Raw genomic sequence first — 14495 nt, forward strand, 5'->3', positions numbered from 1 at the left:
GCCGGCACCCGCGCCCGCGCCTGCGTTTGCGTCGCCCGCGCCGGAACCCGCCCCTGCAGCACCCGCGCCTGTACCGTCTGCGCCGTCGCGGTTGAGCAGGCGCGCAAAGTTCGCCGCCATTTGGGGGCCGGCGGGGCGGGACGGGTCGATGTCGCGACGCAGGTGGTGTTCGAGGTCGGCCATCAACCGTTCGTCCAACGCAACGCGCAGGGAACGGGTGCGGCACCGCGACCGCGAAAACGACGCGGTCTGCTCGTACGGTTTCTCCTCGCGCGGGATCAGCTCCCGAATCGCCGCCTTCAGGCCTCGCGGGCTGCGTGGTTGCGCCAGCAGGTGGAGGCGGGCGGTGGGGTGGTTGGACGGGTCGTCGATACGCAAAAGTGCTTTTTCGATGGTGATGAGCTGCTCAAGCGGCACCTGGTTGGCCCGCGCAAACACGAGGGCTTCGCGGTCGGCGCGCGTGCCAAAGTAGGCCTTGTGCACCATTTCCCAGTCCGCGATGAGTGTGGACGACAGGCGTGCGGCAAGGGCGGTGTCGCGGTCGAAGTCCGCAAGGGCATCGACGCTTTGCGACGCAATCAAGCCAGCAAACGAAGTCATACCCAGCACGCTAAACACCCCCGCCACATGAGGAAAGTGCGCCAAGCAAAAGCCTGTGGATAAAGAAAACCGGGCGCTGTGGAATTTCACACAACGCCCAGTTCGGCTCGGCTACGTCTTGTGGGGGTGGCTAGAAGGTACCCCCGCGGCCGATGGGTCCGCCGCCGGAGAATCCGCCGCCCCCGCCGCCTCCGCCAAAGCTGCCGCCACCCCCGCCGCCGCCGAAGCCGCCGCTCATAATGGAGCCCCACAGCACGGCTTGCGCCATGTTGTTCGCGGTGCGTCGGTTTTGGGCGGCGCGGTAGCGGTTGAGGTCGTCGTTGGCGGCTTTCGCGGCGCGTCGGGCGGTGTTGGTGGCGGTGCGTGCGTAGTCGATGGCGGCGCGGGTGTCCTGCACGCGCAGTTGGTGCGCTTGGGCGTATTCGCGTTTCGCCTGCGCGAGCAGGGTGCGGGCGTGGGAGCCGATGATGCGTCCGCGGGAGCGGATGAGGTCTTCGGCGCCTTGGATTTGCGCGGTGGCTACTTGCATTTGCTGGTCGAAGAGTTGCAGCGCGCGGTGTTGGTCGCCGGCCGCGCCTTGGGCGATGGCTAGTTGTTCATCGATTCGCGCGTCCACGTCGCTCAGCTCGGTGTAGAGGGAGAGTGGGTCATGGGCAGCTCGCTTGTCGACGTCCACGAGCACCCTCCTCGCCGCCTCCGCCACTTCGTCCAGCGCGGCAACATCGATTTGCGCACCCTGCGCACGCGCGGCTTTGACTTCTTCGATTTGGCGCAGTTCGTCTTCGATTTCGCGCTGCAGTGCCGGCAGGTTCGCCTGGGCGTTGCGCAGGTTTTCTTCGGCGTGTTCGATGGCGGTGAGGTTGGTGTCGGAAAGATCGACGGCGCGGGTGGCGGCGCTGAGGACGTCGATTAGCGAGGCCTGCCTACCCGCACCCTGGCGCGCCAGCTCGGATGCTTCGTCGAGGTGTTTTTCGGCCTCGGTGAGCGAATCGCGCGCGATGTCGACGTTGTCTGCGATGGACTGCAGCATTTCTTCGGTGTGGCGTGCGCGCAGCTCATCCAACGTGCGCTGTGCGGGTTCCAGGCGCGCGCGGATATCAATCGTGCGTGCGCGCACCTTGTCCACTTCTTCCGGCGCGCGCATGAGCACGCCGCGCATCTCGTTGAACTCGGCGGTTTTGTCGCGCAGCGCTTGTTCCGCCTTGCCTGAGGACGACACGATATCCACCAACATCGCCCTCTTTTCGGGTTCGGTTTCGGGGATTGCGTCGTAAAGCTTCTGGTGCGTGTTGAACGCGCGCTGCAGCGTGGAGGTTGCGGTGTTCATCGCGGAGGTAAACGGGCGGACGCGATCAGCGCCGAACTCGGCGGTGGCCAGGCGCAGTTCCTCTTTGCCTTGTGTGATGGATTCGTCGGCGGAGACGAGTGCGTCGCGCGCGACTTGTTCCAGGGTGTGCGTTGGCAGGCGCCCCAACGCATCGGTGTCGCCGGGATCCAAGGCGCGCGCGGATTCGAGCTGCTTCGCGGTGGTCTTTTTCGTGTTGCGGCGAGACGCTGCGTACAACCCGCCGCCAGCCAGCGCCGCAATGCCTGCACCGCCGGCAAGCCAGCCCGCGCCGCCGCCGTCACCAGAACCGGAACCGGAGCCAGAACCCGAGCCCGCGCTGATCACAGCATCCGCCGCATCGACCGCGGCACCCGCCCAGTCTTCCTGCGCCAGGCGCGGGTACGCGGCGGCGTCCATGGCGTCGATTTCGCGCTGCGTCCACTGGTTGCCACCTTCGATGGCATAGGCGCGCTCGGATGGGGAGACCGCAAGCACCGCCGTGTTTGGCCCGTTCGCGTCTACGGCTTGGGATGCCCACGTGTTCGGCGCCACACCATCAAAAGACGAGACGAATACCACGCGCAACGACTTGCCCTTTTCCGCGCTGACCTGCTGCACAGCACTTTCAACGCGCGAGAGATCGCCGGCGGAGAGGACCCCGGCTTCGTCGGTCACCGGCGCGGTTAAAAGGCGTGGGCCGGTGATGGTGGATTGGGCGTGGGCTAATGGGGCGTCGATAAGCATGGCGATCGGCGCGACGCTCAAGCCGAACCCGGCGGCGACAAGGACAGGGATGTGGCGAAGTTTCATGGCACCCAAGGGTAGTCCGATTACGCAAAAGATAGGCTTAAGAACTGTGAGCCGATACCGTTACACCCCGGAAGATGCCGCGCGACGCGTCAGCGAGGCGCCGAAGGGTTCCCAGATCGCGCCGGATGCGGATACGCGTGGCGCGTTTGCCCGTGATCGTGCCCGCGTGCTGCATTCGGCGGCGTTGCGGCGCCTCGCTGACAAGACCCAGGTGGTCGGCCCGCAGGATGGTGACACGCCGCGTACGCGCCTGACACACTCGCTGGAGGTTGCGCAGATCGCGCGCGGTATCGGCGCGGGCCTGGGCCTGGACCCGGACTTGTGTGAGCTGGCGGGCCTGTCGCACGACATCGGGCACCCGCCGTACGGGCATAACGGCGAGCGCGCGCTGGATGAGGTGTCCGCCTGCGGCTTCGAGGGCAACGCGCAGACGCTGCGGATTCTCGCGCGCCTGGAGCCGAAGGTGCTCGACGGCGCCGATTCTTATGGGCTGAACCTGACGCGTGCGGCGCTGGATTCCGCGTGCAAGTACCCGCGCACCCGCACGAACGCGGACGGCACGGTGAACAAGAAGTACAGCGCCTATGACGAGGATGCGGCGATTCTCGCGTGGGCTCGCCAGGGGCATACGGATGATCGCCCGCCGATTGAGGCGCAGGTGATGGATTTCGCCGATGACATTGCCTATTCGGTGCACGATGTTGAAGACGGCATCATTTCCGGGCGCATTTCGCTGAAGGTCCTGTGGGATTTCGTTGAGCTCGCCGCCTTGGCGGAGAAAGGTTCCCTGGCTTTCGGCGGTAGTGCTTCTTTGCTTATCGACGCCGCGTCGCACCTCCAATCCCTCCCCTCCATCTCACGCGCCGCGGACTTTAACTACACGCTCGCCGCGTGGACGGAACTGAAGCAGTTAACGAGTGAGCTGGTGGGGCGCTACGTGGGTGCGGTGACACAGGCGACGCTAGACGCGCACGATGGCCAGGCGCTCGGACGCACCCACGGTGATCTGATCATCCCGCCGAATATTGAGGCCGAGGTCAAGCTGTTAAAAACGATCGCGGTGCTCTACGTGATGGATGTGCCGGCGCACACGGCGCGCCAGGACCGGCAGCGCGAAAGCATCTTCCGCGTCTACGACTACTTGAAGGCCGGCGCGCCGGGCACCCTGGACACGATGTTCCAGCAGTGGTGGCTGACAGCGGAGACGGAGATGGAGCGTGAGCGGGTGATTGTGGACCAGATCGCGTCGATGACCGAGTCTCGCTTAGAGCGCGCCGCGAAGAAGGCCGCCGCGTTCGACGGCTTCTTCTAGGCTGCTTTTACGACAGCGCCGCTACGACAGCGCCGCGGCGATCTGGCCGAGCGCCTCACGCGTACCGATCTCTCCGGCCAGCCACGGCAACTCCACCCGCGGCACCGTGGGCAAAAGCGTGGATAGCAACGCGAGCGCCTCGTCTTCAACGCCGCGGCGCGCCGCCATGAACTGACCGTCACCTGCGGGGCTGCGGCGGTTGATCACCAGCGAGCCCACGCGGATGCCGTGGTGGGTGAGCTCCTCGTGCAGCTCCGCGCTTTCCAGCACGGGTAGGCGCTCGGCGGTGAGCACGATGTGGAATACGCACCGCGCAGGATCTGTCAGCACCTCGCGCAAACGCTCGAACTTCCGGCGCCTGCGCAACAACGCCGCGCGGATCTCTGAGTTACGCCGCTCCACTGGATCACTACTGTCCACCACCTTGCCGCTTAAACCCCGCATGGCGCGGGAGAAGGTGTCGGACTGCTCGCGGCGCTCCATAAGCCCACCGGTGTACGCGCTCATCAGCTCCGGCAGCGCAAGCAGGCGGGCGGTGTGCCCGGAGGGGGCGGTGTCGAAGATGACGTGGTCGTAGGCGTCGGTAAGCGAAAGCTCCGCAACCGCCTCCAGCATCGCGGCCTCGTGCATGCCGGGGGAGTTGCGAGACAGGTCCAGGTGACGGCGGATTTCCGAATGCATCCGCTCCGGCATCATCGCGCGCATGGAGCGCTCGACTTCCGCCAGGTGGCGCTTCGTCGTCGCCGCCGGGTCCAGCTCCACCACATCCAGCCCCGGCTCCAACTGACGCGGCGTATCAGTTAAGCGAGTGGACCAAATGTGGCCGAGGTTGTGGGCGGGGTCGGTGGAGATAAGCAGCACGCGCCGCTGTAAAGCAGCCAAGCTCACCGCCGTTGCCGCAGACACCGTGGTTTTTCCTACGCCACCTTTGCCGCCGAAGAACATCACGGGCGCGGTTTCTAGCAGCATCGGACTCCATCCAGCGGCGAGCGTTCCATGCCCATGCGGGTGTGCCAGGCGTGGAAATCTTCATACATAAGTGGCATAAGTTCCAGCGTGTAGTAGGTCGCCGGGTTCGGGATGCCCAGCAGCTCGGAGGCGACCAGCAGGGTAAACAGGTCGTCCTCCTCGCGCGCGGCACGTGCGAACTCGCGGCGGTATGGCGCCTTGTAGAACTCGTCTAACCCGGCGCCGATTGCTTTAAGACGTTCGAACATCCGCCAATTCACCCGGCATCGTTTCGTCATCACGCCACACAACTGCCGGTTCGCGGCGGGCCTTAGACACCGCAGTGAAAGCTTCCACGATGACCCAGATTGCGCAGCAGATGATGATGACGTCCAGGACCAGCAGCAGCCAGTTACCGGAGTTGTAGAACGTGCGCACCTGCAGGATTGCCGCCCACAGGGACATGGCGGTGACAAAAATCAGCGGCAGCAGGATCGGCAGCGTCGGGCGGCGCAGCTGCGTGAGGATCACGGCGACGATGGACAGCGTCAGACCAGCCATGAGCTGGTTGGTGGTGCCGAACAGCGGCCAGATCAGCATGCCGCCGGAGCCGTCGGTGCCCATGGAGAAGGTCAGGCCCATCGCGCAGCCGACGGCGATGATGGTGGCAACCAGGCCGGAGACCTTGAAGCCCATCAGCTCGCCGATCTCGCCGACAACCAGGCGCTGCAGGCGTACGCCGGAGTCCATGGTGGTGGCGGCAAACAGCACGGCCATGGTGGCCAGGATCGTGGCGGACAGGGAGGCTGGGATGCCCAGGCCCTCGTTCATCAGCGCGCCGCCGCCTTGAATGAAGGCGTTGACGCCGCCGGCGTTCCACTCGTTGTAAATGTTCTCCCAATCGGTGAGCGTCTTGAAGCCACTGGTGGTGGCAACGATCGTGCCAAGTGCCAGCAGACCTTCACCAACTGCGCCGAAGTAGCCGACGAAACGTGCGTCCGTTTCCTTGTCCAGCTGCTTGGAGGACGTACCGGAGGCCACGACACCGTGGAAGCCGGAAATGGCGCCGCAGGCGATGGTGACAAACAGAAGGGGGAAGATGCCGGGGGTGCCGTCCGGAACGGTGTCGCGAAGTGCGGGTGCCGCAACTTCTGGGCGAACCACCAGGAAGGAGCCGTAGAGGATGATCAGGCCAACGAAGAGCTGCAGGCCGTTGATGTAGTCGCGCGGTTGCAGCAGTACCCACACGGGCAGAAGCGAGGCGACGAATGCGTAGGTGAACAGGAAGATGATCCACCAGCCGCGAGCCGGGATGCCCAGCATGGTCTCTGGCAGAGCGAGCGGCACGCGGTCGCCCAGGATCATCAGGCCATAAAGTGCGGCAACGCCCACGATGGACACCAGTGGCAGGTTCCACTTGAGGCGGTAGATGGCCTGGCCGATCAGCAGCGCTACCACGATCGCACCCCAGGTTGGGATAACGGCGGACGGGGTGGAGATCAGCAGATTCGAAATCACCACGGCAAACGCGGTGTTGACCATGAGCAGCAGCAGGAAGATGACAACCAAGAACAGGTTGCGGCCGCGCGCGCCGATGTAGCGGCCGGACAGGGTGCCGATGGATTGGCCGCGGTGGCGTTGGGAGGCCCACAGCGCCCCCAAATCATGCATCCCCGCAAAGAACACCGTGCCAAGGGTCACCCACAGAAACGCCGGTACCCAGCCCCAAATCACGGCAACAGCCGGGCCGATAATCGGCGCCGCACCCGCAACGGAGGTGAAGTGGTGGCCCCACAGCACGTATTTGTTGGTGGGCACGAAGTCCACGCCGTCTTCCATGGTGTGGGCGGGCGTTTTGTATGCGTCTGAAAGCTGGTAGACCTTGCGGCCGAGGAACTTGGAATACAGCAGGTATCCGGCGGCCATCATGGCCAGGCCGACGAATACGAGCAGAAGTGAGCTCATGCGCTTCTCCAGTCGTGGGTAGAAACCTTGGTACTTACCCGCAAAAGTATGACAGAAACCACACGTATTTTGTAGGGGTTCTCACAGACATTTAGCAGCCGCGTGTGAACCGCGGCATGGAATTCGCGAAGAGCCATGGACTTCCGAATACGTTCCGAATAGGATGCTCGTATGACCCCTGTTGCGCATAGCCCGAATTACACTCGGCGCTCCTCTGATTTGAGTAAGCACTCCGCCGAGGTTTTTGCGTTGGCTGAAGATCATCCCGTGACTGTTACGCGCCGCGATGGGGAAGCGTTGATTCTCATGTCTCAGCGGGAGGCTGAGAGTAGGGCTCAGTTGCTTTCACTCGCTGCGAAGATTGTCACGGCAGCTACTAGTGAAGAGGGAGCGCTGGCGGAGCGTATGTGTCGCGTGTTCCCTTGGATGTTTGCGCTTTCTGAGCAGGACAGGCAGACCTGTGCACAAGACCTACTGGATGCTGCGCGCGCGTCCTTTGCCACTGGGCAATATCAGCTTGCTCTTTCAGAGCTAACTTCGTGGGAGGAGACTGCCTCTGCAATTGCTGCTGGTTTGAACTGTGTGGATTTGGTTTGGATTACTCCTGAAGAACCAGTGGGGCGCCCTTAACCATGGCGGCGGTTAAGAAGGGGGGATCCGTTTTGCAACATCGAATGCTGCCAAGGGGTGGCGGGACCTGGTGGCTACGTCCAGAAATGTCATGGCTGACGCGTGGGATTTTCTGACAAGGACGCCGTTGCAAATTACTCCGACTAATTATCGGCTGAAGGGGGAGCTAGGAACTGTCCAACGGGGTGGGAAGTCTTTTGAGCGTTGGCAGCATAAGCCGACGTTGAAAGGTTCTGCTCGGATTTGGTTCTTTGTAGATGGTCGCACGGTTTACTTGGAACAGGTGCACACGAATCATCCGAATCAGACTAAGTAGCTCAGGTAGCTATCGCACGAGCTGCACGCCTGCATCTTCAAACACATTGAGCATGTTGCTTGCCGACGCCCCCGTCAACCCCCAATCCGCCACCACCACCTTGGAGTATCGCGGCGAAATTTCGCGCAACACGTCCGCCAGCGCGTCCAGGTTGCGGGCGACGGGTCGTTCGGCAGCGGCTTCGGGCCCGTAGGCGGCGACGTTGATGGCGGCGCCGAGGTCGGCCACGCTTCGCACGGGGCGGGTTACCCAGATAGTCAGCATTACTTGCCCTCCACTTCACTGGCCGTAACTTCGCTGGCCGAAATCTCACAGAACGTTTCGTAGTGGTCGTCGGTGTAGAACCATTCGTCCACAACCCCGTCGCTACCCCCGCCGGTGACTATGCGGCGCGCGCCGCGGTGGTTCACCCCCGGCGTATCCACGGTGTACTCGCGGTAGTACTCCCGCGCCTGGCTAGGTAGGTGGCCTTCGTAGTTGCCGAAGCGTTTGTCGTCGTTAACCGGGTAGGGGTAGGGTCCGCCGTCGTTGATTAAGGAGATGGTGTCTAAGGCTTGTGCGGGGAGGCGTCCACAAGCAGGAAGCCCCGACGGCCCCACACCCGTGCCTACCCCCGGTGTGGTGCACGCGCTGAGTACGCAGCAGGCGGCGAGTGCAATGAGGCGTTTCATAGGTGTCTATCGTGCCACGCGCTACCATGTGCCCATGGCTAAGGGGAGAATTCCGGATAGTGATATTGAGGCTATCCGTGAGCGCGCGCCGATTGAGGAGATCGTCGGTGAGTATGTGCAGCTCAAACCCGCAGGCCACGATTCGCTGAAGGGCTTAAGCCCGTTTAAGGACGAAAAGACGCCGTCCTTCCACGTCCGCCCCGCCCGCGGTTACTATCACTGTTTTTCCACCGGCAAGGGTGGGGACGTGTTCAGTTTCCTGATGGAGATGGAGCAGCTGACCTTCCCAGAGGCGGTGGAGGCGGTTGCGGATCATATTGGGTACCGCATTAATTACCAGGGCGGTTCCACGGGCGCGCGTGATGTGAAGCCGGGTACTCGTCAGCGTCTGCTGGCGGTGAATAAGGCGGCCCATGAGTTTTATCGTGAGCAGTTGGAGACTCCCCAGGCGCAGGTGGGCCGCGAGTTCCTGCTGAATCGCGGGTTTTCGCGCGAGCACATCTACCAGTTCGAGTGCGGCTACGCCCCGGACGGCTGGGACCTACTAACCAAGCATCTGCTGCGCAAGGGTTTTGACGTCCAGGAGCTCATCGCCGCCGGCGTGACCAGCCAGGGCAAGCGCGGCCCGATTGATAAATTCCGTCGCCGCCTGCTGTGGCCTATTAAGGATGCTGCCGGCAATGTCATCGGTTTTGGGGCCAGGAAGCTTTTTAGCGATGACCCCATGGGCAAATACATGAACACCCAGGACACGCTGTTGTATCACAAGTCGAAGGTCTTGTTTGGCCTTGATCTTGCGAAAAAGCACATCGCTTCGGGCCACCAGGCGGTGATTGTGGAGGGGTATACGGACGTGATGGCCATGCACGCCGCTGGCGTGGAAACCGCCGTGGCCGCCTGTGGCACCGCGTTTGGCCGCGATCACCTGCAGACCATCCGCCGGCTCATGCTGGATGACAATTTCTTCCGCGGCGAGCTGATCTACACCTTCGACGGTGATGAGGCCGGGAAGAAGGCGGCGATGCGCGCCTTTGATGTGGATCAGGATTTCGTGGGCCAGTCGTTTGTAGCGGTTGCGCCGGACGGGATGGATCCGTGCGATTTGCGCCTTGAGCGTGGTGATTCCGCCGTGCGCGACCTCGTCGCCAGACGCATTCCCATGATCGAGTTCGTACTGGAGTCTATGCTCGCGGATTTCTCGCTGGACCACGCCGAAGGCCGCGTCCAGGCGGTCAACCGCACCGTGGGCGTGGTTGCGGAGATCAAGGACCCGGTACTGCGCACTGAATACGCGCGCAGGCTCGCCGGCTGGGTGGGGTGGCCAAACCCGGATGAAGTGCTGGCCAAGGTGCGTGAGGCGGCGAAGGCCCCGAAGCGTGAGCTGCGGCGCAGGCAAGAAAACCCCGCGAGCGGCACCGGGGCCACCATGTCTGCCGACCCGTCCGCACCGCGCTTCTTAGCCCCCAACCCGGCGGACCCGATCCTGTGGCCGCAGCGCGAGTCACTGAAGGCTGCGCTGCAGTACCCGGAGAAGGCCGGCAGCTACTTCGACGGCATCAACCCGGACGCGTTTACCAACCCGGCGTACCGGGAGGTGCGCGAAGCCATCGGCACCGTCGGCGGCGCGGCAAGCGCAAGCGGCAACTCCAACTGGATCGCCGCCGTGGCAGGGGAGATGCGTGAGGCCAACGGCCGCAACTTCGTCGCGGAGCTAGCGGTGGAGGAGATCAACGCCGACAACATCGACGTCTACATCGACTCCGTCCTTTCCCGCCTGCAGGAAACACGCGTGGGCGACCAGATCGCCCAGCTCAAAGCCCAGCTGCAGCGCATGCGCCCGTCTGACGACGAAACCGCCTACAACGCACTATTTTCCGACCTGCTCGCCCTCGAGCAGGCGCGCCGGGAGCTCAACGCCCGGGCGCTGCGCTCCACCCCACCCGGAATGTAAAGCGACCGAGTGCTTAGCGCAACGGGAAGCTAGGCGTCCCTCTCGGTCGTGAACCAATCCTAGTGGCTACTTGTCCGTGTCGGCCAGTGCGGCTTCGCGGGCAGCCAGCTCCACCGCATCCAACGCCTGGTCGCCGCTGCGTGCAGCGCGAAGGGCGTCCAGGTACTGGCCGTATTCTTCAGCGCTCCAGTCGGCGTCCTTAGTTAGACCGGCAACGCGTGCGCGGTTGGAGCAGATAATGGCGGGCTTGGAATCCTCGCCATCTTCCTGCTCGCCGGCAAGGAAGTAGGCGATAGCAGAGGCGAACTTCGGCGGCAGACCAGTGCCCACCAGCAGCTCGTAGGCCTCAACCGGCTCGATGCCGTCCTGCAGCTTACGCACGGCATTCAGAAGCTTCGCGGCGTTGCCCTTGTTGCGCAGGAAGGACTGCAGCTGCATGACCTGGTTGGACTTGCCGGCCATGTAGGCAAAGCAGGCGCCCAGGAAGTCGATGATGTACTCGCGCGCAAACCCGGACTCTTTGACTACAGACGCAAAGTCGAAGACTTCGCTGCGGGTGATGGTCGCTGTAGCGTCGTCACGAAAGGGCGGGACGCGGCGCAAGTGGTGCGGCCAGCCGGTTTTCCAGCGGATGGGGGAGAAGCTGACGGTGTGTTCCATCACGTCGCCGTGGGTGGGCGCGTGGTTTGCAAGTGCCTGCGAAAGATCAGTCATGGGTTCTATCATCGCATGCATGCCTACGCTTGTGCTTGACCCCCGCTGGCCTGACATGGTTCCGCTAACAATTGCCCAGCACATTACGTGCCCGGTTGAGTACACCCCCGAGGTCCCCGAGCACGCCCGTGCGTGGCCGCACAAACAAGGTGCGGAGTGGATTGTCACCACCGAGGACCGCGAGGGCATCCGCGTCCCATCGCTTGAAGACCCCGTCTACCAGGCCGTGCAGACCATGCACGCGGCGCGTACGCGCGGGGAGTGGGAGCAGGCGATGACGCATGAGGCGCTGATTCCCTACCTGCTGGAGGAATCCCAGGAGCTCGCCGAGGAGATCACAAACCCCACCTCGGAGGCGAATTTGCGCAAGGAACTTTCAGACGTCCTGTTGCAGGTCCTGTTCCACGCCGAGATCGCCGCAGAGCGCGGAGCCTTCACCTTCGACGATGTGGCCGAAGCCTTCGTCACCAAAATGCGCCAGCGCGCGCCCTATCTTTTCGACGGCTCAACCGGCCTAGTCCCCACCGCCGAACAGGATCGTCTGTGGGAAGAAGGCAAACGCCGGGAGCAATAAACCCAGAAATTACGGCAGCAGGTTACGGAGCTCCGGGAGCCCTGCGCGGGAGGACAGCTGCGAGACAAACTCAATTGCCTGGGACTGCGGGGTGACCGGGTCTGGCTTGACCACACCGCACTGCAGCGCGCGGTCGCCCAGCTTGTTCACGGTCGGCGCGGTAACCAGGCGCAGGGAGGAGTCAGCGCCGATCGCGCCGTTGACCTTGGTTACCAGCTGGGAGCGGGTGGTGTCTGCGTCCACAAGCCCGGCGACGCGCAGTGCTGCGCCGAGGGTGTTGCAGTCTGCGGTTTCAACTTCGCCGTTGACTACGCGGATGAGTTGGACAAGGGAGTTGTCGGCAGCGGCGGCGGGCGCAAGGGCGACGGCGGCGGCTACCAGGCATGTTGCAATACGAGTTTTGTGCATAAAAGCACTATAGCTGTTACTGAAGTGACGCGTGTGACTCATGCTAGAATTTCTCGCCATGACTACCCGGCGTGCCTCCCGCGCGGCGAAGGGCTGCGGCTGCGCGGGCCTGATCGCCGTGGTGTTGACCATTGTGTTGGTCGCCGCAGTTGTGGCCTGGCTCGCCTCACTCACCAACACCCCGGTGCTGCCCACGCAGCGCGAGCCGGTCCCCACCCACATGCCGCCGGATGCGGCTTTAGAGCCTCCGCTTATCGACGTCCACGCGCCCGGCCGCACCGCCAACAACCTAGGGGAGTGGGCGCAGCCCATTGCGGACGAGACGCGCATCGACCCCCAAGCGCTTCGCGCGTACGGCAACGCCGCCTTGATTGCCGCGCAGGCGTGGCCGGCGTGCAACTTGCAGTGGAACACGCTTGCCGGCATCGGCTGGGTGGAAACCCGCCATGGCACCTACACCGGCCGCAGTTTTGACCCGGCGAGGTTGACTGCAGACGGAACGCCGGACCCGCAAATCATCGGTCCAGCCCTGGACGGCACGGGCAACTTCGCCCTGATCACGGACACTGACGGTGGTGTGTTGGACGGGGATACGGAGTTTGACCGTGCGGTTGGGCCCATGCAGTTCATCCCGGAGTCCTGGGCGCGCTTCGGTCGCGATGCTGACGGTGACGGCTATCCGAATCCCCAGCAGATTGATGACGCCGCACTGGGTGCCGCCAACCTCCTGTGCGCCAACGGCCGCGACCTATCTACTGAGGACGGCTGGCGTCAGGCCATCTTCGCCTACAACCACTCCAATGACTATGTGGCAAAGGTGCGCGACGCGGCCGCCAACTACGCGCTGAACCAGCCAGCACACCGCTAGCTGCACCCGGCGATAAACAATTGGTGTTCTCAATGCATGCGGGGTGAAAACGTGCAACAATTGGACACGTACTAGTACTTGTTTCACCACCAAGGAGTTGAACCGGCATGTCCGACATCATCCACGTATTTGCTCGCGAGATTCTTGATTCCCGCGGCAACCCCACCGTTGAGGCAGAGGTCTTTTTGGATGACGGTTCCCACGGCATCGCCGCCGTACCGTCTGGCGCGTCCACGGGTGAGCACGAGGCGCATGAGCTGCGTGATGAGGACGAGCGTTACCAGGGCAAGGGCGTGCAGAAGGCCGTTCACAACGTCAACGAGAAGATTGCAGATGAGCTGGTTGGTGTTGAGGCTGATGACCAGCGTGTGATTGACCAGATCATGATTGAGCTGGACGGCTCGGACAACAAGAAGAACCTGGGCGCAAACGCAATCCTGGGTGTGTCCATGGCGGCTGCGAAGGCTGCGGCTGATTCCGCGAACCTGCCGCTGTACCGCTACATCGGTGGCCCGAACGCGCACGTGTTGCCGGTGCCGATGATGAACATTCTCAACGGTGGCGCTCACGCTGACTCTGGTGTGGATGTTCAGGAGTTCATGATCGCTCCGATTGGTGCGGAGACTTTCTCTGAGGCGCTGCGTGTTGGCACTGAGGTCTACCACGAGCTGAAGGCTGTTATTAAGAACAAGGGCCTGTCCACTGGTCTTGGTGATGAGGGCGGGTTTGCTCCGTCTGTTGGCTCCACCAGGGAAGCACTTGACCTGATTGCAGAGGCTGTGGAGAAGGCTGGCTACAAGCTTGGGGACGATGTCGCGCTCGCCCTCGACGTTGCCTCCTCCGAGTTCTTTGACAACGGCGTATACAACTTCGAGGGTGGAAGCCACTCCGCTGAGGACATGGCGAAGGTTTACGCTGACCTGATCAATGAGTACCCGATCGTCTCCATCGAGGACCCGCTGGATGAAAACGACTGGGAGGGCTACGTCAAGCTCACCGCTGAGATTGGTGACAAGGTCCAGATTGTTGGTGACGACTTCTTTGTCACCAACCCGACCCGCCTGCAGCGCGGCATCAACGAGAAGGCAGCCAACGCGCTGCTGGTGAAGGTCAACCAGATCGGCACGCTGACCGAGACCTTCGACGCTGTCGACCTGGCTCACCGCAACGGCTACCGCACGATGATGTCCCACCGCTCTGGTGAGACTGAGGACACCACGATTGCAGACCTCGCTGTGGCCCTTGGCTGCGGCCAGATCAAGACTGGTGCGCCGGCACGTTCCGAGCGTGTTGCTAAGTACAACCGCCTGCTGCGCATTGAGCAGGAGCTTGGTCCGGCCGCTGTCTACGCAGGCCGCAACGCCTTCCCGCGTTTCAAGTAAGCGCATCTCTGGTACCCCT

15 protein-coding genes and 1 pseudogene are annotated in these 14495 nt (G+C 63.1%); 7 read left to right on the plus strand and 9 right to left on the minus strand.

The genetic code is table 11. The features are described 5' to 3' along the window. Together HMPREF3104_RS02605 and HMPREF3104_RS02610 are read right to left on the minus strand one after the other, a co-directional pair. Nucleotides 1–600: pseudogene (locus tag HMPREF3104_RS02605) on the minus strand (hypothetical protein); the annotation flags it as partial. Nucleotides 601–730: 130 nt separating this feature from the next. Then, nucleotides 731–2737 (minus strand): TPM domain-containing protein, encoded by a 2007-nt coding sequence (locus HMPREF3104_RS02610; RefSeq protein ID WP_070494044.1) that lies wholly within the window; start codon nucleotides 2735–2737, stop codon nucleotides 731–733. Here HMPREF3104_RS02610 and HMPREF3104_RS02615 point away from each other — a divergent pair. Then, nucleotides 2736–4049, plus strand: a complete 1314-nt coding sequence (locus HMPREF3104_RS02615; RefSeq protein WP_070494047.1) for a deoxyguanosinetriphosphate triphosphohydrolase — start codon at nucleotides 2736–2738, stop codon at nucleotides 4047–4049. The genes HMPREF3104_RS02610 and HMPREF3104_RS02615 overlap by 2 nt on opposite strands. A 21-nt stretch (nucleotides 4050–4070) precedes the next feature. Here the strand turns inward: HMPREF3104_RS02615 and HMPREF3104_RS02620 are convergent, their stop codons facing one another. Genes HMPREF3104_RS02620 through HMPREF3104_RS02630 form a run of 3 tightly spaced genes read right to left on the minus strand, consistent with a single transcriptional unit; the run spans nucleotide 4071 to nucleotide 6962 of the window. Continuing rightward, on the minus strand, nucleotides 4071–5018 hold the full coding sequence (locus HMPREF3104_RS02620; protein ID WP_070494049.1) for an ArsA family ATPase: 948 nt from the start codon (nucleotides 5016–5018) through the stop codon (nucleotides 4071–4073). Then, nucleotides 5009–5266 carry a cory-CC-star protein gene (locus HMPREF3104_RS02625; RefSeq protein WP_052203409.1) on the minus strand — a complete coding sequence of 86 codons (258 nt, stop codon included), beginning with the start codon at nucleotides 5264–5266 and terminating at the stop codon, nucleotides 5009–5011. The genes HMPREF3104_RS02620 and HMPREF3104_RS02625 overlap by 10 nt, the downstream gene beginning before the upstream one ends. After that, nucleotides 5250–6962 (minus strand): carbon starvation CstA family protein, encoded by a 1713-nt coding sequence (locus HMPREF3104_RS02630; RefSeq protein ID WP_070494052.1) that lies wholly within the window; start codon nucleotides 6960–6962, stop codon nucleotides 5250–5252. The genes HMPREF3104_RS02625 and HMPREF3104_RS02630 overlap by 17 nt, the downstream gene beginning before the upstream one ends. Before the next feature lie 171 nt (nucleotides 6963–7133). Here HMPREF3104_RS02630 and HMPREF3104_RS02635 point away from each other — a divergent pair, with 171 nt between their 5' ends. Beyond that, nucleotides 7134–7592: a prevent-host-death protein gene (locus HMPREF3104_RS02635; RefSeq protein WP_070494055.1), complete on the plus strand. Its 459-nt coding sequence runs from the start codon at nucleotides 7134–7136 to the stop codon at nucleotides 7590–7592. 25 nt (nucleotides 7593–7617) lie between these two features. Then, on the plus strand, nucleotides 7618–7908 hold the full coding sequence (locus HMPREF3104_RS12925) for a hypothetical protein (protein ID WP_052203415.1): 291 nt from the start codon (nucleotides 7618–7620) through the stop codon (nucleotides 7906–7908). A gap of 9 nt (nucleotides 7909–7917) precedes the next feature. Here HMPREF3104_RS12925 and HMPREF3104_RS02640 read toward each other — a convergent pair whose 3' ends face one another. Continuing rightward, nucleotides 7918–8172 carry a barstar family protein gene (locus tag HMPREF3104_RS02640; protein ID WP_070494058.1) on the minus strand — a complete coding sequence of 85 codons (255 nt, stop codon included), beginning with the start codon at nucleotides 8170–8172 and terminating at the stop codon, nucleotides 7918–7920. Then, entirely contained in the window at nucleotides 8172–8579 is a 408-nt protein-coding gene (locus HMPREF3104_RS02645) for a guanyl-specific ribonuclease (protein WP_083278882.1), read from the minus strand. The genes HMPREF3104_RS02640 and HMPREF3104_RS02645 overlap by 1 nt, the downstream gene beginning before the upstream one ends. Nucleotides 8580–8613: 34 nt before the next feature. Between HMPREF3104_RS02645 and dnaG the strand changes: the two genes are divergently transcribed. Continuing rightward, nucleotides 8614–10530 carry a DNA primase gene (gene dnaG, locus HMPREF3104_RS02650; protein ID WP_070494121.1) on the plus strand — a complete coding sequence of 639 codons (1917 nt, stop codon included), beginning with the start codon at nucleotides 8614–8616 and terminating at the stop codon, nucleotides 10528–10530. Nucleotides 10531–10596: 66 nt separating this feature from the next. On the opposite strand, the gene HMPREF3104_RS02655 is transcribed toward dnaG, so the two are convergent. Next, complete coding sequence (locus HMPREF3104_RS02655) at nucleotides 10597–11244, minus strand: 8-oxoguanine DNA glycosylase OGG fold protein (RefSeq protein WP_070494064.1); 648 nt, start codon at nucleotides 11242–11244, stop codon at nucleotides 10597–10599. A 19-nt stretch (nucleotides 11245–11263) separates the two neighbouring features. On the opposite strand from HMPREF3104_RS02655, the gene HMPREF3104_RS02660 reads away from it, so the two are divergent. Then, the gene (locus HMPREF3104_RS02660) at nucleotides 11264–11818 is read left to right on the plus strand and encodes a MazG nucleotide pyrophosphohydrolase domain-containing protein (RefSeq protein ID WP_070494123.1); all 555 of its coding nucleotides are present in this window, start codon (nucleotides 11264–11266) and stop codon (nucleotides 11816–11818) included. A gap of 9 nt (nucleotides 11819–11827) precedes the next feature. On the opposite strand, the gene HMPREF3104_RS02665 is transcribed toward HMPREF3104_RS02660, so the two are convergent. Continuing rightward, nucleotides 11828–12226 carry a hypothetical protein gene (locus HMPREF3104_RS02665; RefSeq protein ID WP_070494067.1) on the minus strand — a complete coding sequence of 133 codons (399 nt, stop codon included), beginning with the start codon at nucleotides 12224–12226 and terminating at the stop codon, nucleotides 11828–11830. A 58-nt stretch (nucleotides 12227–12284) separates the two neighbouring features. On the opposite strand from HMPREF3104_RS02665, the gene HMPREF3104_RS02670 reads away from it, so the two are divergent. Further along, nucleotides 12285–13094 carry a lytic transglycosylase domain-containing protein gene (locus tag HMPREF3104_RS02670; RefSeq protein WP_070494070.1) on the plus strand — a complete coding sequence of 270 codons (810 nt, stop codon included), beginning with the start codon at nucleotides 12285–12287 and terminating at the stop codon, nucleotides 13092–13094. 107 nt (nucleotides 13095–13201) lie between these two features. Beyond that, on the plus strand, nucleotides 13202–14476 hold the full coding sequence (gene eno, locus HMPREF3104_RS02675) for a phosphopyruvate hydratase (RefSeq protein WP_070494073.1): 1275 nt from the start codon (nucleotides 13202–13204) through the stop codon (nucleotides 14474–14476). Nucleotides 14477–14495: the final 19 nt, after the last annotated feature.

It is taken from the genome of Corynebacterium sp. HMSC30G07 (assembly GCF_001806945.1).
Taxonomy (GTDB): domain Bacteria; phylum Actinomycetota; class Actinomycetes; order Mycobacteriales; family Mycobacteriaceae; genus Corynebacterium; species Corynebacterium riegelii.

Coding starts and splice junctions, on each gene's coding strand:
- HMPREF3104_RS02620 (WP_070494049.1), bottom strand. CDS start 5,018: ATGCTGCTAGAAACCGCGCCCGTGATGTTCTTCGGCGGCAAAGGTGGC.
- eno (WP_070494073.1), top strand. CDS start 13,202: ATGTCCGACATCATCCACGTATTTGCTCGCGAGATTCTTGATTCCCGC.
- HMPREF3104_RS02655 (WP_070494064.1), bottom strand. CDS start 11,244: ATGACTGATCTTTCGCAGGCACTTGCAAACCACGCGCCCACCCACGGC.
- dnaG (WP_070494121.1), top strand. CDS start 8,614: ATGGCTAAGGGGAGAATTCCGGATAGTGATATTGAGGCTATCCGTGAG.
- HMPREF3104_RS02610 (WP_070494044.1), bottom strand. CDS start 2,737: ATGAAACTTCGCCACATCCCTGTCCTTGTCGCCGCCGGGTTCGGCTTG.
- HMPREF3104_RS02615 (WP_070494047.1), top strand. CDS start 2,736: ATGGCACCCAAGGGTAGTCCGATTACGCAAAAGATAGGCTTAAGAACT.
- HMPREF3104_RS02670 (WP_070494070.1), top strand. CDS start 12,285: ATGACTACCCGGCGTGCCTCCCGCGCGGCGAAGGGCTGCGGCTGCGCG.
- HMPREF3104_RS02665 (WP_070494067.1), bottom strand. CDS start 12,226: ATGCACAAAACTCGTATTGCAACATGCCTGGTAGCCGCCGCCGTCGCC.
- HMPREF3104_RS02630 (WP_070494052.1), bottom strand. CDS start 6,962: ATGAGCTCACTTCTGCTCGTATTCGTCGGCCTGGCCATGATGGCCGCC.
- HMPREF3104_RS02660 (WP_070494123.1), top strand. CDS start 11,264: ATGCCTACGCTTGTGCTTGACCCCCGCTGGCCTGACATGGTTCCGCTA.
- HMPREF3104_RS02645 (WP_083278882.1), bottom strand. CDS start 8,579: ATGAAACGCCTCATTGCACTCGCCGCCTGCTGCGTACTCAGCGCGTGC.
- HMPREF3104_RS02640 (WP_070494058.1), bottom strand. CDS start 8,172: ATGCTGACTATCTGGGTAACCCGCCCCGTGCGAAGCGTGGCCGACCTC.
- HMPREF3104_RS02625 (WP_052203409.1), bottom strand. CDS start 5,266: ATGTTCGAACGTCTTAAAGCAATCGGCGCCGGGTTAGACGAGTTCTAC.
- HMPREF3104_RS02635 (WP_070494055.1), top strand. CDS start 7,134: ATGACCCCTGTTGCGCATAGCCCGAATTACACTCGGCGCTCCTCTGAT.